The organism is Streptomyces capoamus (assembly GCF_014654935.1).
GTDB lineage: Bacteria > Actinomycetota > Actinomycetes > Streptomycetales > Streptomycetaceae > Streptomyces > Streptomyces capoamus.
This window is the reverse complement of sequence record NZ_BNBF01000010.1, coordinates 204,952-223,678: the sequence shown is the minus strand read 5'-3', so window position 1 is coordinate 223,678 and position 18,727 is coordinate 204,952. Positions and strand designations below refer to the sequence as shown.

The following is an 18,727-nucleotide window of genomic DNA, read 5'->3' as shown; positions in this document are numbered from 1 at the left end:
CACGGAAAGGGTCCAGGAGCCGCTGCGCACCCTACGCGGTTTGGCCACCGCGACAAGGCGCACTTCCCTGCGCGCCTCCCGAGTGCAACGCTTCGTGATCGAATGCTTCACGCCATGTTGTCATGTCGACAATGTGCCGCGTGGGGAACTGGCCACCGCCCGATCGCGGGAGCCAGTAAATTCGATCTTGACTGTCTTTACGGCGGGGGACTCGTGCAGGACCGAGGGGAAACGTGCAGGAGCGACACAACCGAGGAGCCGCGACCACCGAGGGGGGCTTAGCAGTATGAGCCACGACTCCACTGCCTCGCCGGACGCCGCAGCCCGGAAACTGTCCGGGCGACGCCGCAAGGAGATCGTCGCGGTGCTGCTGTTCAGCGGCGGCCCCATTTTCGAGAGTTCCATTCCGCTGTCGGTGTTCGGGATCGACCGCCAGGACGCCGGCGTACCGCGCTACCGCCTCCTGGTGTGTGCCGGCGAGGAAGGCCCGCTGCGGACCACAGGGGGCCTGGAACTCACCGCACCGCATGGGCTGGAGGCGATCTCCCGCGCCGGGACGGTCGTCGTACCGGCGTGGCGTTCGATCACCTCACCGCCACCGGAGGAGGCGCTCGACGCACTGCGCCGGGCACACGAGGAGGGCGCCCGCATCGTCGGGCTGTGCACGGGCGCGTTCGTGCTCGCCGCGGCCGGACTGCTGGACGGCCGCCCGGCGACCACCCACTGGATGTACGCACCGACGCTGGCCAAGCGCTACCCGTCGGTGCACGTCGATCCGCGGGAGCTGTTCGTCGACGACGGCGACGTGCTCACCAGCGCGGGTACGGCGGCCGGAATCGATCTCTGTCTCCACATCGTGCGGACGGACCACGGCAACGAGGCGGCCGGCGCGCTCGCCCGGCGCCTGGTGGTCCCCCCGCGCCGCTCGGGCGGTCAGGAGCGCTACCTCGACCGCTCTTTACCCGAGGAGATCGGCGCCGACCCGCTCGCCGAGGTCGTCGCCTGGGCGCTGGAACACCTCCACGAGCAGTTCGACGTGGAGACCCTGGCGGCACGCGCCTACATGAGCCGCCGCACCTTCGACCGCCGCTTCCGCTCGCTGACGGGCAGCGCGCCGCTGCAATGGCTGATCACGCAGCGTGTGCTGCAGGCCCAACGCCTGCTGGAGACGTCGGACTACTCCGTGGACGAGGTGGCGGGCCGGTGCGGCTTCCGCTCACCCGTCGCGCTGCGCGGCCACTTCCGCCGCCAGCTCGGCTCGTCCCCCGCCGCCTACCGGGCCGCCTACCGGGCCCGCCGGCCGCAGGGCGACAGGCCGGGTGAGGCGGAGCCGGCCGTGTCGGCGTCCGGTCAGGGCGCGCCCGCGGGCCTGTCCGGCCCGATGGGTCCGCCACCGGCACTGCTGCACGAGCACCGGGACGGCGGGGTGCCGCTGCAGAGCCGCCGGGCCGCGGCCGGCGCGGTGGGCCTGCTGCCGGGACCGCGCAGCGGCAGCTGAGCGGCCCCGCGCACGCACGACGCGCGAGAAGGCGGCGCAAGGGGGGCGGAGTCCGACTCCGCCCCCCTTGCGCATGTCCGCGTACCGACAGGACCGGCGCAGGGACGGGACCGGTGCGGCGCGGCGCGCCGTAAGGTGAGACACATGAACGATCGCATGGTGTGGATCGACTGCGAGATGACCGGCCTCTCGCTGTCCGACGACGCGCTCATCGAGGTGGCCGCCCTCGTCACCGACTCCGAGCTGAACGTACTCGGCGAGGGGGTGGACATCGTCATCCGGCCGCCGGACCGGGCCCTGGAGACGATGCCGGAGGTGGTGCGTCGGATGCACACCGCGTCCGGGCTGCTCGCCGAGCTGGAGAACGGCACGACCCTGGAGGACGCCGAGGAGCAGGTGCTGGCGTACGTGAGGGAGCACGTGAAGGAGCCCGGCAAGGCCCCGCTGTGCGGCAACTCGGTCGGCACCGACCGCGGTTTCCTGCTGCGGGACATGCCGACCCTGGAGGAATACCTCCACTACCGGATCGTCGACGTCTCCTCGGTCAAGGAGCTGGCCCGCCGCTGGTACCCGCGGGCGTACTTCAACAGCCCCGAGAAGAACGGCAACCCCCGGGCCCTCGCCGACATCCGCGAGTCGATCGCCGAGCTGCGCTACTACCGCGAGGCCATCTTCGTGCCGCAGCCCGGCCCGGACTCCGACACCGCCAGGTCGATCGCCGCCAAGCACGTCCTGCCCGCGCAGTAGCCCCCGCGCGGGCTCCCCCGGGTTCGCTCGGCGGCCGGCGCGAAAACCTGTGCGCGAGCACCCCTTCGGACCCTGTAGACTTCTTCTCGGCCGGTCGGGGAAACGACAAGTTCCACCGCCGGTCATGGTGGGTGTAGCTCAGCTGGTAGAGCACCTGGTTGTGGTCCAGGATGCCGCGGGTTCGAGTCCCGTCACTCACCCTGGTCGATCAGCCGGTGGTTCCGTCGCGGACGGAGCCACCGGCTGATTGCGTTCCCGGCCCCGCCCGCGCGTTTTCGCCGCGCCCCGGCGGAGCCGGTCCCCCGTCCGCGCTACGACGACGCCCGCACCACCAGTTCCGTCGGGAGGACCGCACGGCGGCGGTCCAGGCCGCGGGACGCGGGCGGGCGGCGGTCGGCGATCTCGGTGAGGAGGAGGTCGATCATCGCGCGGCCCATCTCCTCGATGGGCTGGCGGACGCTGGTGAGCGGCGGGTCCATGTGGCGGGCGATGGCGGAGTCGTCGTAGCCGACCAGGGCGACGTCGTCGGGGATGCGGCGGCCCGCCTCGCGCAGCACCTGCCGGGCGCCGGCCGCCATCACGTCCGAGCCGGCGAAGACCGCGTCGAGGTCCGGGCGGTGGGAGAGCAGGGCCGTCATCGCCCGGCGGCCGCCCTCCTCGGTGAAGTCGCCCGGCTCGACGAGCAGGTCGTCGGCCGGGTGGCCGGCGTCGCGCAGGGCCTCGCGGTAGCCGTCGAGGCGGCGCTGGGCGCCGTAGACGTCCAGGCGGCCGGTGATGTGCGCGATCCGGCGGCGGCCCCGGCCGAGCAGGTGCTCCACGGCCGAGCGGGCCCCGCCGTAGTTGTCCGAGTCCACCGAGGTGAGCGACTCGGCCGCCGAGCGCGGGCCGCTGATCACGGCGGGGATCTCCAGCTGGGACAGGAGGTCGGGCAGGGGGTCGTCGGCGTGGACGGAGACCAGCAGGACGCCGTCGACGCGGTGGGCCGCCAGGTACTGGGCCAGGCGCTGCCGCTCGCGGTCGCTGCCCGCGAAGGTCAGCAGCAGCTGCATCTCAGTGTCGGAGATCTCGGCGCCGACCCCCCGCAGCATGTCCGAGAAGTACGGCTCGGCGAAGAACCGGGTCTCCGGCTCGGGGACGACCAGGGCGATGGCGTCGGTGCGGTTGGCCGCGAGGGCGCGGGCGGCGGTGTTGGGGACGTAGCCGAGTTCGGCGACGGCCGCCTCGACCGCGGCGCGGGTGGCGTCGCTGACCCGGGGGGAGCCGTTGATGACCCGGGAGACCGTGCCCCGCCCCACCCCGGCCCGCGCGGCGACCTCTTCGAGCGTGGGCCGCCCTCCGCTCCGGCCCCGCCCTCCGTGGCTTGCCATGGGCTCCGCCTTTCTCGCCGTGTCCTGTTCTGGCTGGAATCTAACAGTCCTGGCCAGAGTGGTGAGCAGTGCCGGGCGGCCCGGGAGGGCAGTTAACAGGCAGATAACTGAACGCGGTTCGCCCTGTCCGTTCCCTTGACACCCTGCCGGGAACCGACGACCCTTCAACACATCACTTGTGGGAGCGCTCCCACAGTACCTGACACCTACACATCCCGCACGTTCCCCGCCCGAGCCGCAGCGAGTACGAACGGGCCCAATTCCAGCAGTTGGCCGGGGGGTCGGCACGTCAGGCAACAGGAGGACGTAATGCGCACGAGCATCCGCCGGTCCCATCGGCTGATGGCCCTCACGGCCGTGGCCGCACTGACCACCGGGCTGCTGGCCGGCTGTTCCAGCGACTCGGACGACGGCACGTCGGACAACTCGGGCGGCAGTGGCGGCAGTGGCAGGATCACGCTGACCATCGGGACCTTCGGCGTCTTCGGCTACAAGCAGGCCGGCCTCTACGACGAGTACATGAAGCTCCACAAGGACATCAACATCAAGGAGAACGTCACCACGCGTACCGACGTCTACTGGCCGAAGGTGCTCACCCGCCTCCAGGCCGGCGCCGGCACCGACGACGTCCAGGCCATCGAGGTCGGCAACATCACCGAGGCCGTGCAGACCCAGGCGAACAAGTTCGTCGACCTCGGCAAGGAGGTCGACAAGTCGCAGTGGCTGGACTGGAAGCTCGCGCAGGCCACCACCAAGGACGGCAAGACCATCGGCCTCGGCACGGACATCGGCCCGATGGCGATCTGCTACCGCAAGGACCTGTTCAAGAAGGCCGGTCTGGAGACGGACCGGAACAAGCTGGCCGCCCAGTGGAAGGGCGACTGGCAGAAGTACGTCGACGTGGGCAAGCAGTACATGAAGAAGGCGCCGAACGGCACGAAGTTCGTGGATTCCGCCTCCTCGGTCTACAACGCGGCCCTCGGCGGCGCCGAGACCCGCTACTACGACAAGGACGGCAACATCGTCTGGGACAAGTCCGACGGTGTGAAGAAGTCCTGGGACGCGGCGATGGCGGTGGCCACCAGCGACATGTCGGCCAAGCTGAAGCAGTTCGACAAGCCGTGGGACCAGGGCTTCGCGAACGGCACCTTCGCGAGCGTCGCGTGCCCGGCCTGGATGATCGGCTACATCGAGCAGAAGTCCGGTGACGCCGGCAAGGGCAACTGGGACGTGGCGGCGGCCCCGACCGCGGCCAACTGGGGCGGCTCCTTCCTCGGCGTGCCGACCGCGGGCAAGCACCAGAAGGAGGCCATCGAGCTGGTGAAGTGGCTGACCGCGCCCGAGCAGCAGGCGAAGGTCTTCGCCAAGCAGGCCAGCTTCCCGTCCACCCCGTCGGCGTACGCGAGCCTGAAGCCGGCCGCCGACACCACGGCGTACTTCTCGAACGCGCCGATCACGCAGATCTTCGCCGACTCGGCCAAGACCATCCCGGTGCAGTACTTCGGCGTCAAGGACCAGCCGATCAACAGCGCGCTGACCGACGTCGGCATCCTCCAGGTCGAGCAGAAGGGCAAGTCGCCCGAGCAGGGCTGGGACGCCGCGAAGAACGAGATCAAGGACGTGCTCGGCCAGTGAGCAGCTCCAAGCAGGCTCTCGCGCACCCCGCGTCGAGCGCCGAGGCCGCGTCCGGCACCTCGCCGGGCGCGGCCCGGGGCGCTCGCGGTCGCGGTGCGCCGGCGGCGCCCGACTCCTGGCGCAGCCGGCTGTACCGCTGGGACATGAAGGCGTCGCCGTACGCCTTCGTCGCCCCCTTCTTCATTCTCTTCGGGGCCTTCTCGCTGGTCCCGCTGCTCTACACGGCCTGGTACTCGCTGCACGACGTGCAGCTGTCGGCGCTGGACCACCAGACCTGGGCGGGCCTGGACAACTACAAGAACCTGTTGTCCTCGGACTTCTTCTGGAATGCCCTGAAGAACACCCTGAGCATCGGCGTGATCTCGACCGTGCCGCAGCTGCTGGCCGCGCTCGCGCTCGCCCACCTGCTCAACTACAAGCTGCGCGGCTCGACCATGTGGCGCGTGGTGATGCTGACCCCGTACGCCACCTCGGTGGCGGCGGCGACGCTGGTGTTCACGCTGCTGTACTCGTGGGACGGCGGCATGGTCAACTGGGTCCTCCACTTCTTCGGGGTGGACCCGGTCAACTGGCGGGAGTCGGACTGGGGTTCGCAGTTCGCCGTGTCGTCCATCGTGATCTGGCGGTGGACCGGGTACAACGCGCTGATCTACCTGGCCGCCATGCAGGCGATCCCGGCCGACCTGTACGAGTCGGCGGCGATCGACGGCGCCAACCGCTGGCAGCAGTTCCGGCACGTGACCATTCCGCAGCTGCGGCCGACGATCCTGTTCACGGTGGTCGTCTCCACCATCGGCGCGACCCAGCTCTTCGGTGAGCCGCTGCTGTTCGGCGGGGTCAGCGGGTCCAAGGGCGGCTCGGAGCACCAGTACCAGACGCTCGGTCTGTACATGTACGACCAGGGCTGGATCATCGGCAACCTCGGCAAGGCGTCCGCGATCGCCTGGTCGATGTTCCTGATCCTGCTGATCATCGCCGCGGTCAACCTGCTGCTCACCCGACGGCTGAGGAAGTCCCAATGACCACCACTGAACTGACCCTGCCCCGGGAGGCGGGCCGGCGCCGCGGCCGGGGCCGGATGGGCGCGGGCAAGCAGCTGCACGCGGGCCCGTTGACCTACGTCGTGCTCACCGTGTTCGCGCTGGTCTCACTGGCCCCGCTGGTGTGGACGGCGGTCGCGGCCTCCCGCACCGACCGGCGCCTGGCCCAGACGCCGCCGCCGCTGTGGTTCGGCGGCAACCTCTTCAAGAACCTCCAGGCGGCCTGGGACCAGGCCGGGCTCGGCACGGCCATGCTGAACTCGGTGATCGTGGCGGGCACCATCACGGTGAGCACGGTGCTGTTCTCCACGCTGGCCGGCTTCGCCTTCGCCAAGCTGCGGTTCCGGTTCTCCGGCGTGCTGCTGCTGCTGACCATCGGCACCATGATGATCCCGCCGCAGCTGGCCGTCGTACCGCTGTACCTGTGGATGTCGGACCTGGGCTGGTCCAACCAGCTGCAGACGGTGATCCTGCCGAGCCTGGTGACCGCGTTCGGTACGTTCTTCATGCGGCAGTACCTGGTGCAGGCGCTGCCGACGGAGCTGATCGAGGCGGCCCGGGTGGACGGGGCGAGCAGCCTGCGGATCGTGTGGCACGTGGTCTTCCCGGCCGCGCGGCCCGCGATGGCGGTGCTGGGCCTGCTGACGTTCGTGTTCGCCTGGAACGACTTCCTGTGGCCGATCATCGCCCTGACCCAGCAGAACCCGACCGTGCAGGTGGCCCTGAACTCGCTCGGCACCGGCTACGTCCCCGACCAGGCGGTGATCATGGCGGGCGCGCTGCTCGGTACGCTGCCGCTGCTGGTCGCCTTCCTGCTGTTCGGCAAGCAGATCGTGGGCGGGATCATGCAGGGTGCGATCAAGGGCTGATCCGCCCGTCCGGCTTCACGGGGGCCGGGTCACCGCCGTCCCGGCCCCTCCTGCCCCTCCTCCCCCACTTCATCCGTCGGCCCTTCCGACCCTTCATGGGAGCGCTTCCATGCCTGACTCTTCCTCCGTGACGTTTCCTCCCGCCTTCCTCTGGGGCGCCGCGACCTCGGCGTACCAGATCGAGGGGGCGGTGCGGGAGGACGGCCGCACCCCCTCCATCTGGGACACCTTCAGCCATACGCCCGGCAAGACGGCCGGCGGCGAGACGGGAGACGTCGCGGTCGACCACTACCACCGCTACCGCGACGACGTGGCGCTCATGGCGGAGCTGGGCCTGACCGCGTACCGCTTCTCCGTCTCCTGGTCCCGGGTGCAGCCCACGGGCCGGGGGCCGGCGGTCCAACGGGGCCTGGACTTCTACCGCCGGCTGGTCGACGAGCTGCTGGCGCGGGGCATCAAGCCGGCGCTCACCCTCTACCACTGGGACCTGCCGCAGGAGCTGGAGGACGCGGGCGGCTGGCCGGTGCGCGACACCGCGTTCCGGTTCGCCGAGTACGCCCAGCTCGTCGGCGAGGCGCTCGGTGACCGGGTGGAGCAGTGGATCACCCTCAACGAGCCGTGGTGCAGCGCCTTCCTCGGCTACGGCTCGGGGGTGCACGCGCCCGGGCGCACCGACCCGGCGGCCTCGCTGCGCGCGGCCCACCACCTCAACCTCGGGCACGGGCTGGCCGCTTCGGCACTGCGGTCGGTGATGCCGGCCCGCAACCAGATCGCGATCAGCCTCAACTCCTCCGTCGTACGGCCGCTCTCGCAGGACCCGGCGGACCTGGCCGCGGCCCGCCGGATCGACGACCTGGCCAACGGGGTCTTCCACGGCCCGATGCTGCACGGCGCGTACCCGGCGTCGCTGCTGGAGGCCACGCGCGCGGTGACCGACTGGTCGTACGTCCACGACGGCGACGTCCGCACGATCAACGCCCCGCTGGACGCGCTGGGCCTGAACTACTACACGCCGTGCCTGGTCTCGGCCGCGACCGGTGAGGCCAAGGGCCCCCGGGCGGACGGCCACGGTTCCAGCGAGCACTCGCCCTGGCCGGCCGCGGACGACGTCCTCTTCCACCAGACGCCCGGCGACCGCACGGAGATGGGCTGGACGATCGACCCGACGGGCCTGTACGACCTGATCATGCGCTACCGGCGCGAGGCACCCGGCCTGCCCCTGTACATCACCGAGAACGGCGCGGCCTACGACGACAAGCCCGATCCGGACGGCCGGGTGCACGACCCCGAGCGCATCGCCTACCTGCACGGGCACCTGTCGGAGGTGCGCCGGGCGATCGCCGACGGCGCCGACGTGCGCGGGTACTTCCTGTGGTCCCTGATGGACAACTTCGAGTGGGCGTACGGCTACGGCAAGCGGTTCGGCGCGGTGTACGTGGACTACGCGACGCTGGAGCGGACGCCGAAGTCCAGCGCGCGGTGGTACGCGGAGGCGGCCCGCACGGGCGTGCTGCCGCCGGTGAAGTCCGCCGTGTGACAAGCGGGCGCGGCCCGTCGTGGGAGCGGGCCGCGCCCTTCGCCGGCGGGGGCTATCCCTGGTAGGCCGCGAACGCCTTGGCGAAGGCGGACTTCTCCTGGAGGACGGAGCTGCAGGTGGCGTCGGCGGTGGGCTTGGTGCCGCCCGGGCACTGCTGATCGCGGGCCGCGGACCACATGGAGAGCCAGCCGAGGCCCTTGGCCTTGGCGAAGTTCACCAGCTGGGTGGCGTCCTCGACCTTGAAGACCTCGGAGGAGACGTCGTTGACGCCGATCATCGGGGTGACGGCGACGGTCTTCCAGGCGGCGGTGTCGGACAGCCCCAGCACGCTCTTGACCTGGGCCTGGGTGGCCGTCGCGGCCTGCTCGGCGTAGGTACCCATGTCACCGCTGTACGCGGGGCCGTAGTCCATGGCCATGATGTTGACGGTGGTGGTCTTCACGCCGTTGGCCTTGGCGTCGGCGAGGAGGTTCACGCCGTCCTGGGTGAGGCCCTCGGGCATCACCGGCAGGGTGAAGGAGACGTCCAGGCCGGGGTGCTGGGCCTGGAGCTTGGCGATCGCCTGGGCACGGCGGGTGTTGGCCGCGGTGTTGGGCAGTGCCCCGCCCTCGACGTCGAAGTCCACCTTGGTCAGCTTGAACGCGTCGACCGCCTTGCCGTAGGCCGCCGCCAGCGCGTCCGCGGAGGAGCAGGTGGTGGCCAGTTCGGAGCCGGAGGCGCCGCCGAAGGAGACCCGGACGTCACCGCCCTTGGCGCGCAGCGCGCCGATCTGTGCCGCCACGGCGTCGGCGGTGAGGTCCGTGACGCCGCCCCACTTGGGGGTGCAGCCGCCGCCGTCGGTGACGAAGGCGAGGTTGTAGTTCTTCACGCCGGTCACGTCGGCGGCGCCGAGCAGGTCGAAGGCGGGGTAGAGGCTGGTGTCGACGTAGGGGGCGAAGCCGGCCGAGCCGGTGGTGCCGGTTCCGGTGCCGCCCGTGGGGGTGGGCGTAGCGGTCGTCCTGGTGGGGGTGGGCGTGGCCGTGGTCCTGCTGGGGGTGGGGGCCGGAGTGGTCTGGGTGGGCCGGCCGCTCGGCTCGGGGGTGGCGCCGCCGTCCGCGGAACACCGGGTGTCGTCGATACGACAGCCGGTCGGGTCGCCGCTGCCGTTCACCACGAAGCCGACGGTCACCGACTTGCCGGGGGCCAGGCCGCCGGTGTCCCACGTGGCGGGCTTCACGGTGACGTGCTGACCGCTCACGCTGGACTCGCCGTTCCAGAGCGAGCCGAGCCTGGCACCCGCGGGGAGGTCGAACTCCAGCGTCCAGGTCTTCTCGGCCTGGCCGGTGTTGTTGGTGACGACGTACTGGGCGCTGTAGCCCGTGGACCAGTCGCTGGTCTTCGTGTACGCGGCGTTCACGCCGGCCGCGTTCGCGGTGCCGGTGAGCAGGACCGCGCCGCCACCCGCCACGGCCGCGGCCACCAGACCGCCTATCGCCTTGTTCCTGCCACTGATCCTGCGCCGGTGCGTGCTCATGCGCGTGCCTGCCTTCGGTGTTCACGGGGTGTGGTGCGGCAGCACGCTAGCGAGCGGGAAATGGACAAATGGCCTGTTCGGGCCGTTGGTTGGAGACCTTAGGGTTCGCTTAAGGAAGGGATCGGGGCCGGTTAAAGGTCGAGACCAATCTGCACGGCCGGCGTCTGCGGTCGCCACCCCGCTGTCTGCGTCCCGCCGGCTTCCGCGGGTCCAGCTGGAACCAGATCCGCACCTCCGCGCCGCCCAGCACCGAGCTGCCGATGCGGACGTCCCCGCCGGTGGACTCGGCGAGCCGGCGCACGATGTCCAGACCGAGGCCGGTGGAGCCGGTGGTCCCGGAACCCCGGCCGCGGGCCATCGCCGCCTCGGGGTCGGGTATGCCGGGGCCCGCGTCGGAGACGAGGACGATCACCGCGTCGTCGCCGTTGTGCACGTCGACCGCGAAGGCGGTGCCCTCGGCGGTGTGCCGGAAGACGTTGCCGAGCAGGGCGTCGAGGCCGGCGGCCAGGTCGGCGCGGGCCACGGGTATGCGCACCGGGCGGTCCACGCCGGCCACCCGCCACTTGCGGCCCTCGTCCTCGGCGAGCGCGGACCAGAACTCCATGCGTTCGCGCACGACTTCGGCCGCGTCGCAGCCGGCGCCGGGCCCGGCGGCGGCCGTCTGCGGCTTGGCCTCCCTGGCCGTGCGGATGATGGTGTCGACCTCGCGTTCCAGCTGGGCGACGGCGGCGCGGGTCTGCTCGGCGGCCGGTCCGGCACCCAGGGAGGCGGCGTTCAGCCGGAGCACGGTGAGCGGGGTGCGCAGCCGGTGCGAGAGGTCGGCCGCCAGCTCCCGTTCGTTGGCCAGGAGCTGGACGACCTGGTCGGCCATGGAGTTGAAGGCGACGGCGGCGAGCCGCAGTTCGGTCGGGCCCTCCTCCCGCACCCGGGCGCCGAGCTTGCCCTCGCCCAGGTCGCGCGCGCCCTCGACCAGCCGCCGGGCGGGCCGCACCATGCGCACCCCGAGCCGGTCGGCGACGGCCACCGAGCCGACGACCAGCGCGAGGCCGACGGCCGCGAGCACCGCCCAGGCCGTGCCGACGCCGTGGGTCATCGCCGACTCGGGCACGTACACCTCGACCACGGCGATGGCGCCGGATCCGAACGCGACCGGCTGCAGCAGGGCGGAGCCGCCGGGGACGGCGGTGGTGGAGGCCCGGCCCAGTCTCCGTACGGCCCGGATGTCACGGGCGGCGGCGCGCTGCCGGCCGATGTCGAGCGCGGCCCGGCCGCCGTCGGCGGGCAGGTGGACGGCCACGCCGGAGTCGACGCCGGCCGAGGCCACCACTTTCTCCAGCTCGTCCCGGTCGGTGGTGATGGACAGCGCGGGCGCGACCGCGGCCGCCTCCCGCTCGGCGCCGGCGAAGGCGCGGTCGCGGGCCATCTCCTCGACGACCAGGCCGAGCGGCACCGCGAAGGCGACCACGACCATCGTGGTGACCGCCAGGCACACCTTGACCAGGGCCCACCTCATCACGGGACCCGCCCGTCCGCCGAGGGCTGCGCGGGGGGTTCGAGCTTCACGCCGACACCGCGCAGGGTGTGCAGGTAGCGCGGCCGGGCTGCGGTCTCGCCCAGTTTCCGGCGCAGCCAGGACAGGTGGACGTCGATGGTCTGGTCGTCGCCGTAGGACTGCTGCCAGACCTCGGCGAGGAGTTCCCTGCGCGGGACGACGACCCCGGGGCGGCCGGCCAGGAAGGCGAGCAGGTCGAACTCCCGGCGGGTCAGGTCGAGCCGGACGCCGTCCAACTCGGCCTGGCGGCGCAGCGGGTCGACGGTGAGGCCGCCGACCCGCAGGACGGCCGGGGGCGGGACCTCCGGGCCGGCCGAGCGGGCCCGGCGCAGCACGGCGGCGATCCGGGCGGAGAGGTGCTCGACGGAGAAGGGCTTGGTGAGGTAGTCGTCCGCCCCCGCGTTCAGCAGCCGGACGACCTCCGTCTCGTCGTCCCGGGCGGTGGCGATGATGACGGGCACGTCGGTGATGCCGCGGAGCATCTTCAGGGCCTCGGAGCCGTCCAGGTCGGGCAGCCCCAGGTCCAGGATGACCAGGTCGAAGCGGAAATGGGCGACCTCGCGCAGCGCCTCCAGTGCCGTCCCGACGCTGCGCACGGTGTGCGCGGCGTCGGTCAGGTGCCGGATGAGCGCCGAGCGTACGAACTGGTCGTCCTCGACCACGAGCACACTTGCCATGCGCCGCACCGTACGCCATGCGGACGGCCCCCGGCGGGCGCCTGTGGACAACCCGGGGCATGTGCACACGGCGGTACCGCTGAGGCAGTATGGCCCGCGATGCGCAGAGGACTCGTACACGTGCTGGCCTGGCTGCTCGCGACGGGAGCGGCGGCCACGCTGTCGTGGTGGGGCGTGCACACGGTGATGGCGGGGACCGTCTACGACCCGCCGCGCGCCCTGCCGGTGACGGCGGCCGGCGCGGACACCCGGGACGGGCGCCCCGCGTCCCGGACACCCTCTCCCGCCCCGGCCCCGCCGCGCGAGCGGCCGGCCCGGCCGACGCCGGCGCCGGCCCGCACCCCGGCCCGCACGCAGCCGCCCGCCGCCTCTCCCTCCGCGTCCCCCTCGGCGTCCGCCGCCGCGTCCGGCCGGGTCAGGTCCTACGACACCGACGGCGGCCGGGCGGTGTTCGACCTGGGCCGGGCCGACGCGACGCTGGTCTCGGCGACCCCGGGGACCGGCTGGGGGATGCAGGTGTGGAGGACGGAGAGCTGGATCCGGGTGGAGTTCAGCCGGGATGCGGACCGGGTCACGGTGTTCTGCACCTGGCACGACGGGCCGCCGCGGGTCCAGGTCATCACGTACTGACCCCTCCGGACGGGCCGCCGGGGGACGCTAACCGAACACCGAGGGCGGCGGGGCCGGGGAGGCCACCGCGGTCTCGTCCGTCACGGGCGGCGCGCCACCGGTGAAGTCCGTGAGCCGCCTGCCGTGTTCGACCCGGCCGGGGTGCGGGTCGGAGGCGGCACGGCGGGTGAGGTCGGCGACCGGCAGCGGGGCGTCGGCGGCGACCAGGATCGCGTTGCCGAAGCGTTTGCCGCGCAGCACGGCCGCGTCGGCGATCAGCGCGAGTTCGCCGAACCGGGCGGCGGCGGTGGCGATCTGGCCGCGCAGGTGCGCGAGCGGCGGGCCGTCGGCGAGGTTGGCCGCGTAGACGCCGGAGGGCTTCAGGGCGCGGCGGACCTCGTCCAGGAACTCGGCGGAGGTGAGGTGGGCGGGGGTGCGGGCGCCGCTGAACACGTCGGCGACGACCAGGTCGGCCCAGCCGTCGGGCACCTTGGCCAGGCCCGCGCGCGCGTCGGCGGAGCGCACCCGGATCCGCGCGTTCGGGTCCAGCGGCAGTGCGCGGCGGACCAGCTGCACCAGGCGCGCGTCCCGTTCCACCACCTGCTGGGTGGAGCGCGGCCGGGTCGCGGCGACGTACCGGGCGAGGGTGAACGCGCCGCCGCCGAGGTGCACCGCGTGCACGGGCCTGCCGGGCGGGGCGAGGAGGTCGATGACGTGGCCGATGCGGCGCTGGTACTCGAAGGAGAGCCAGGCCGGGTCGTCGAGGTCGACGTGCGACTGGGGCGCTCCGTCGATCAGCAGCGTCCAGGCCCGGTCACGGTCCGGGTCGGGCTCCAGCCGCGCGGTCCCGCCGTCGACCGGTTCCTCGACGGCGGCGGCCGTCCCGCGCCGCGTGTTCCTGGACCTGCCCATGGGGTCATTTTCGCAGCTGCCGCGAGCGGTCGCGGCGGCGGGCCGGCGTCAGCGGCAGTTGTCGGCGGGTCGGCGTCAGCGGCAGTTGTCGGGGGGCCGGCGTCAGCGGCAGTTGTCGGCGGCCTCGAGCACGCGGGCCGCCTCGCCCAGGGCCCGGCGCAGCACCACCGGGTCGGTGGCGAGGTCGGCCTCGCCGGGCGGCAGCAGCCAGTCGGAGCCCTCCACGGGCGGCTCGGGAGCCGTCCGCAGCCCGCGGCCGTCGGTCCCGGTGCAGGTGCTGCCGGGCACGTCCCAGCCGGCGGCCGTGCCGGCCGGGACCAGGAAGCCGAGGGTGCCGCAGCCGTCGTCGTGCAGCACGGATCCCACCGCGTCGGCGGCGGCCCGCCGCAGGATGTCGACCGCTTCCAGCCCCTGCCGGGTCGGCACCGTGACGAGGTCGCACGCCGTGGCACCCGCCACGGGGGCGGACGACGACGTACGGGGTTCGTTGCTCTGGCTGGTCTCCATGCCGGCCTCCACCACACAGCCTGTTGCGGTCCATGGGATCCAACGCGCGAACCCGTCAACGGCTACGGCACAAGTGCGCCGCAAAGGATGGCACTTCATGGCAGATCAGGGATGAGATATCCGGTTTGTAGCCAAACACCGCGTGGCGGGTCCTTCACAGCAGGTACGTTCATGCCCGCCGGAACCAGGGCGTCCCACGGGCAACTCGTCCCGTTTTCACCCCGGTCCCGGCACGGTTCGACGGTTCGCACGAGAGGACCCGGCCATGGCGTCGTCAACCGCGACCGCGTCACAGCCCGAACGGCCAGCCCGGCCGAACCTCGCCTTCCGGCAGCTGCGCGGCCGGCGCTCCCCGGCCGAGTTCGCGGCGCTGGTACGGCGGGCGGCACGGGAGATCGGTGAGCGGGTGAGCTGTGACGCGCGTTACGTCGGCCGGGTCGAGGCCGGCGAGATCCGCTGTCCCAACTACGCCTACGAACGGGTGTTCCTGCACATGTTCCCCGGCCGCACCCTCGCCGACCTCGGCTTCGCCCCCCGCTCGTCCGTCCGCGGCCGCGCGGCGCGGCCGGCCGGGGAGGCACCGCGGCCGGGCACCGCGGGCGCGGCGCCCGGTGAGTCACCCGGGGCCGGGGAGCCGTATGACTCCTACGACACGCAGGACGGGCACGGTCCGCAGGAACCGCACCACCGGTACGAACCGCACGAACCCTTCGCGGAAGACCCCCTGAACCACGAGGAGAGCGACGTGCTGCGTCGCGCATTCATGACCGGCGGAGGCGCCACGGTGGCCGCCGCCACACTGGCCCCGCTGGGGCTCGCCACCGGCGCCGCGGCGGCCGGACGGACACCGCGGCGGGCCGGGACCCCCGAGGCGGTGGCGCTGGAGGAGGCCGTCCGCCGGATCCGGCTGCTCGACGACCGGCACGGCGCGGACGGCCTCTACCGGCGCGCGGCCGCTCCGCTGCGCGCCGCCTACGCGCTGCTCGACGCCGGCGCGACCCGGCAGACCACCGCCGACCGGCTGCACGCCGGCGCCGGTGAACTCGCCATCTCCGTCGGCTGGCTGGCCCACGACTCCGGGCGCTTCGACGACGCCCGCTCGCACTACGCGGAGGCGCTGGCCACGGCCCGCATGACCGGGGACCCGGCCCTGGAGGCGCACGCCTTCTGCAACACGGCGTTCCTGGCCCGGGACGCCGGGCGACCCCGGGAGGCGGTCCGGGCCGCGCAGGCCGCCCAGCGCGCCGCCCGGCCGCTCGGCTGCGACCGGCTGATGTCCCTGCTCGCGCTGCGCGAGGCGGGCGGCTGGGCGGGGCTGGCCGACCGCACCGGCTGCGCCCGGGCACTGGCCCGCGCGCACGCCCTCTTCGAGCGCGGCCGCTCGGACGCCGACCCCGAGTGGATGAGCTTCTACGGGGAGGCCGAACTGGAGGGCCTGGAGGCGCAGTGCTGGTCGACGCTGGGCGACTGGGGGCGGGCGTCCCGGCACGCGCGGCGGGCGGCGCACCTGCAGGACCCGCACTTCACCCGCAACATCGCGCTGTACACCGCGGAGCTGGCCGACGACCTGGCCCGTGCGGGACGTCCCGACGAGGCGGCGGAGGCGGGGCTGCGGGTGCTGTCGCTGCTGGACCAGGTCCAGTCCTCCCGCATCCAGACGATGCTCGCGGGGACGGCACGGGTGCTGCTGCCGCACCGGCGGGCGTCGGGGGTGTCGGAGTTCCTGGACCGCCACGCCTCGCTGCCGCGGCGCGGGTAGGCGCCGCTTCCCCGCGTCCCGCGTCCCGCGCGCCGTGGCCCCGGGGGGGCACCGGTCGGCCCGTCAGCCCGCCAGGTGCCCCACGTCGTTCCAGCTCTCGATCGCCGGTTCCCCGTAGGCCCAGCCCAGGACGGACAGCGAGGTCGGGTTCAGCCGGATGCGCGCCGCGAAGTCCAGCGGCAGCCCGAGCCACCGCGCGCCGATCGACCGCAGGATGTGCCCGTGGGCGAAGACCAGGACGTCACGGTCGGCCGAGCGGGCCCAGGCGACGACCTCGTCCGCGCGCGCGGTGACCTCGGCGAGGGTCTCGCCCCCCGGCACCCCGTCCCGCCAGATCAGCCAGCCGGGCCGGACGGCCTGGATCTCGGCCGGCGTCATGCCCTCGTACGCGCCGTAGTCCCACTCCATGAGCGTGTCCCACGGCGTGGCGCGGTCGCCGAAACCGGCCAGCTCGCAGGTCTCCCGCGCGCGGGACAGCGGGCTGGTGCGCACCTCGGCACCCGCCAGCGCGTCCAGCGGCGCCCGGTGCAGCCGCTCGCCGAGCAGCTTGGCCCCGCGCCGCCCCTCCTCCAGCAGCGGCACGTCGGTCCTGCCGGTGTGCTTGCCGGACAGCGACCAGGCCGTCTGTCCGTGCCGGGCCAGCAGGATGCGCGGTGCCATGCGAGACCTCTCCGGTGGAGCGAGCGGATCCGGGACGCGGAACCCGGAAGTGGATGCGGTCCTTCCATCATCGCGCACCCCGGTCCGGGGCAACCGCCAGGGCGTTCCCGGCGTCTTCGTGGACTGGAACGCGCCGAAGGCGGCCGGAGGCCCCTCCGTGGGCCCGGCGGGAACGCCGTAAGGTGGCACGGTCGCCCGCCGGGGCGCCGCACAGCAGAAGGGGAAGGGCGATCGGATGCCGCAGACCGTGACACCGGGCACCGAGGTGGTCCCGCGGACCCGGCTGCGCTGGTGGACCGAGCTGCCCCTGATCCTGCTGGTCTACGGCTGCTACTCGGCCGGCCGGCTGCTCGCGCGCGGTGACGTCGACAGCGCCGTCGGCCACGGCCTGGCGATCCTGCGCGTCGAGAAGGCCCTGCACCTCGACGCCGAGCACCCGCTCAACCGGCTGTTCACGCGCGAGGCCTGGCTCGGGGTGCCCGCCGACTTCTGGTACGCCTCACTGCACTACCTCGTCACGCCGCTCGTCCTGGTGTGGCTGTTCAAGATGCGCGCCGAGCACTACCGGGCGGCCCGCACCTGGCTGATGACGTCCACGTTCCTCGGCCTGATCGGCTTCACCCTGCTGCCGACCTGCCCGCCCCGCCTGCTCTCCGCGGGCCACGGCTTCGTGGACACGATGGCCCAGTACAGCTCGTACGGCTGGTGGGGCGGTGCGGCCAGCGCCCCGCGCGGCATGGGCGGCATGACCAACCAGTACGCGGCGATGCCGAGCCTGCACGTGGGCTGGGCGCTGTGGTGCGGGGTCATGCTGTGGCGGTACGGCGGCACCCGCCTGGCGAAGGCCTGCGGTGTGCTCTACCCGCTGCTGACCGCGATCGTGGTGATGGGCACCGCCAACCACTACTTCCTGGACGCGGCCGCGGGCGTCGCCGTGATGGGCGTCGGCCTGCTGCTCGCACCGCGCGTGCTGCGGGCCGCGGACCTGCTCCGCGTCCGGCTGTCCCGCGGTGCCGCACCGGCCCCGGACGTCACGGGTTCCCCGATTGTCAGTGCCGGATGCCAGACTTCGGCGGGTGAGCGAATTCCACGGCAGCGCGAGTCGCGGCTCGAGCCCGCGGCCGGACCGGACGCCTCCCCCAGCGACGCGGGCGAAGGGGCTCCGGCACCGGCTCGCTGAGCTGCGCGGCCCCGACGTACCCGCCAAGGCCCTGGACGCCCGTGCCCTGGCCGCGCTCGCCGCGAACCCGGGGTGCACGCGGCGCGCGGTGCTGGACGGTGCCGGGGTGGACAAGGCCCGGCTGGCGACCGCGCTGGGCGCGCCCTCCGGTTTCGGACAGTCGCAGTTCGCGCTGACCCGGGGCAACGCGTTCGAGGCGCGGGTGAAGGCGGACGGCGGCGTCGAGCTGCTGCGGCTGGTGCACGGACGGCTCGACCCGGGCGCCGAACCGCCCGCCGGGGCGGCCGTGCCCGACCTGAGCGCGCACGGCCCCGAGGGGCGTACGGCCCGTACGGCGCTGGCGCTGCGCGAGGCCACCGGGACCGGCGGCTGGACCCTGCTGGACCACCCGATGCTCGCCCTGGACGTGGCGGGCTCGCCCGCCTTCCTGGAGCCGGACGCGGTGGTGGTGCACCCGGACGGCAGCTGGTCGGTGGTGGAGATCAAGTCGTTCCCGATGGTGGACGGTTCCGCCGACCCGGCGAAGGTGGGCGCGGCGGCCCGGCAGGCGGCGGTGTACGTGCTCGCCCTGGAGGAGGTCGCGGCGCGGCTGGACCCCGCCCCGCGCGTGCGGCACCGGGTGCTGCTGGTGTGCCCGAAGGACTTCTCGAACCTGCCCGCCGCCT

16 protein-coding genes, 1 tRNA gene and 1 pseudogene are annotated in these 18,727 nt (G+C 73.1%); 11 read left to right on the top strand and 7 right to left on the bottom strand.

The annotated features are described in order from the left end of the window. Positions 1-286 precede the first annotated feature (286 nt). The 3 genes from IE312_RS18285 to IE312_RS18275 all read left to right on the top strand — a co-directional run bounded on the left by IE312_RS18285 (position 287) and on the right by IE312_RS18275 (position 2,445). Entirely contained in the window at positions 287-1,498 is a 1,212-nt protein-coding gene (locus tag IE312_RS18285) for a helix-turn-helix domain-containing protein (RefSeq protein ID WP_189983065.1), read from the top strand. 144 nt (positions 1,499-1,642) lie between these two features. Then, the gene (gene orn / locus IE312_RS18280; protein WP_189983063.1) at positions 1,643-2,245 is read left to right on the top strand and encodes an oligoribonuclease; all 603 of its coding nucleotides are present in this window, start codon (positions 1,643-1,645) and stop codon (positions 2,243-2,245) included. A gap of 127 nt (positions 2,246-2,372) precedes the next feature. Further along, positions 2,373-2,445 (top strand) — tRNA-His (locus tag IE312_RS18275). 111 nt (positions 2,446-2,556) lie between these two features. Here the strand turns inward: IE312_RS18275 and IE312_RS18270 are convergent. Beyond that, positions 2,557-3,612, bottom strand: coding sequence for a LacI family DNA-binding transcriptional regulator (locus tag IE312_RS18270; protein WP_189983061.1), 1,056 nt, complete (start codon positions 3,610-3,612; stop codon positions 2,557-2,559). Between the two features lie 309 nt (positions 3,613-3,921). Here IE312_RS18270 and IE312_RS18265 point away from each other — a divergent pair, with 309 nt between their 5' ends. The 4 genes from IE312_RS18265 (at position 3,922) to IE312_RS18250 (ending at position 8,693) form a co-directional block, all read left to right on the top strand. Beyond that, a complete protein-coding gene (locus IE312_RS18265; protein ID WP_189983059.1) occupies positions 3,922-5,247 on the top strand; it encodes an ABC transporter substrate-binding protein in 1,326 nt (441 codons plus the stop codon). After that, complete coding sequence (locus IE312_RS18260) at positions 5,244-6,269, top strand: carbohydrate ABC transporter permease (RefSeq protein WP_189983057.1); 1,026 nt, start codon at positions 5,244-5,246, stop codon at positions 6,267-6,269. Before IE312_RS18265 ends, IE312_RS18260 begins: the two co-directional genes overlap by 4 nt. Next, on the top strand, positions 6,266-7,156 hold the full coding sequence (locus IE312_RS18255; RefSeq protein WP_189983055.1) for a carbohydrate ABC transporter permease: 891 nt from the start codon (positions 6,266-6,268) through the stop codon (positions 7,154-7,156). The genes IE312_RS18260 and IE312_RS18255 overlap by 4 nt, the downstream gene beginning before the upstream one ends. A 109-nt stretch (positions 7,157-7,265) precedes the next feature. Further along, complete coding sequence (locus IE312_RS18250) at positions 7,266-8,693, top strand: GH1 family beta-glucosidase (RefSeq protein ID WP_189983053.1); 1,428 nt, start codon at positions 7,266-7,268, stop codon at positions 8,691-8,693. A 52-nt stretch (positions 8,694-8,745) separates the two neighbouring features. Here IE312_RS18250 and IE312_RS18245 read toward each other — a convergent pair whose 3' ends face one another. From IE312_RS18245 to IE312_RS18235, 3 genes are all read right to left on the bottom strand, one after another. Then, positions 8,746-10,206: a glycoside hydrolase family 18 protein gene (locus tag IE312_RS18245; protein ID WP_189983051.1), complete on the bottom strand. Its 1,461-nt coding sequence runs from the start codon at positions 10,204-10,206 to the stop codon at positions 8,746-8,748. A gap of 109 nt (positions 10,207-10,315) precedes the next feature. Then, positions 10,316-11,719: a sensor histidine kinase gene (locus IE312_RS18240; RefSeq protein ID WP_189983049.1), complete on the bottom strand. Its 1,404-nt coding sequence runs from the start codon at positions 11,717-11,719 to the stop codon at positions 10,316-10,318. After that, the gene (locus tag IE312_RS18235; RefSeq protein WP_189983046.1) at positions 11,719-12,435 is read right to left on the bottom strand and encodes a response regulator transcription factor; all 717 of its coding nucleotides are present in this window, start codon (positions 12,433-12,435) and stop codon (positions 11,719-11,721) included. The genes IE312_RS18240 and IE312_RS18235 overlap by 1 nt, the downstream gene beginning before the upstream one ends. A 99-nt stretch (positions 12,436-12,534) precedes the next feature. On the opposite strand from IE312_RS18235, the gene IE312_RS18230 reads away from it, so the two are divergent. Continuing rightward, a complete protein-coding gene (locus IE312_RS18230; RefSeq protein WP_189983044.1) occupies positions 12,535-13,065 on the top strand; it encodes a hypothetical protein in 531 nt (176 codons plus the stop codon). Positions 13,066-13,092: 27 nt separating this feature from the next. Here the strand turns inward: IE312_RS18230 and IE312_RS18225 are convergent, their stop codons facing one another. Both IE312_RS18225 and IE312_RS18220 read right to left on the bottom strand, forming a co-directional pair. Next, the gene (locus tag IE312_RS18225) at positions 13,093-13,956 is read right to left on the bottom strand and encodes a spermidine synthase (RefSeq protein WP_189983042.1); all 864 of its coding nucleotides are present in this window, start codon (positions 13,954-13,956) and stop codon (positions 13,093-13,095) included. A gap of 102 nt (positions 13,957-14,058) precedes the next feature. Next, positions 14,059-14,463 carry a hypothetical protein gene (locus IE312_RS18220; RefSeq protein ID WP_189983040.1) on the bottom strand — a complete coding sequence of 135 codons (405 nt, stop codon included), beginning with the start codon at positions 14,461-14,463 and terminating at the stop codon, positions 14,059-14,061. Between the two features lie 265 nt (positions 14,464-14,728). On the opposite strand from IE312_RS18220, the gene IE312_RS18215 reads away from it, so the two are divergent. After that, on the top strand, positions 14,729-16,222 hold the full coding sequence (locus IE312_RS18215; RefSeq protein ID WP_189983038.1) for an NsdA family TPR-like regulatory protein: 1,494 nt from the start codon (positions 14,729-14,731) through the stop codon (positions 16,220-16,222). A gap of 63 nt (positions 16,223-16,285) precedes the next feature. Here the strand turns inward: IE312_RS18215 and IE312_RS18210 are convergent, their stop codons facing one another. After that, positions 16,286-16,882, bottom strand: a complete 597-nt coding sequence (locus tag IE312_RS18210; protein ID WP_189983036.1) for a histidine phosphatase family protein — start codon at positions 16,880-16,882, stop codon at positions 16,286-16,288. Between the two features lie 235 nt (positions 16,883-17,117). On the opposite strand from IE312_RS18210, the gene IE312_RS18205 reads away from it, so the two are divergent. Together IE312_RS18205 and IE312_RS40700 are read left to right on the top strand one after the other, a co-directional pair. Further along, positions 17,118-18,062, top strand: a complete 945-nt coding sequence (locus IE312_RS18205; RefSeq protein ID WP_189983034.1) for a phosphatase PAP2 family protein — start codon at positions 17,118-17,120, stop codon at positions 18,060-18,062. A gap of 106 nt (positions 18,063-18,168) precedes the next feature. After that, positions 18,169-18,727, top strand: a pseudogene (locus IE312_RS40700) (hypothetical protein); the annotation flags it as partial.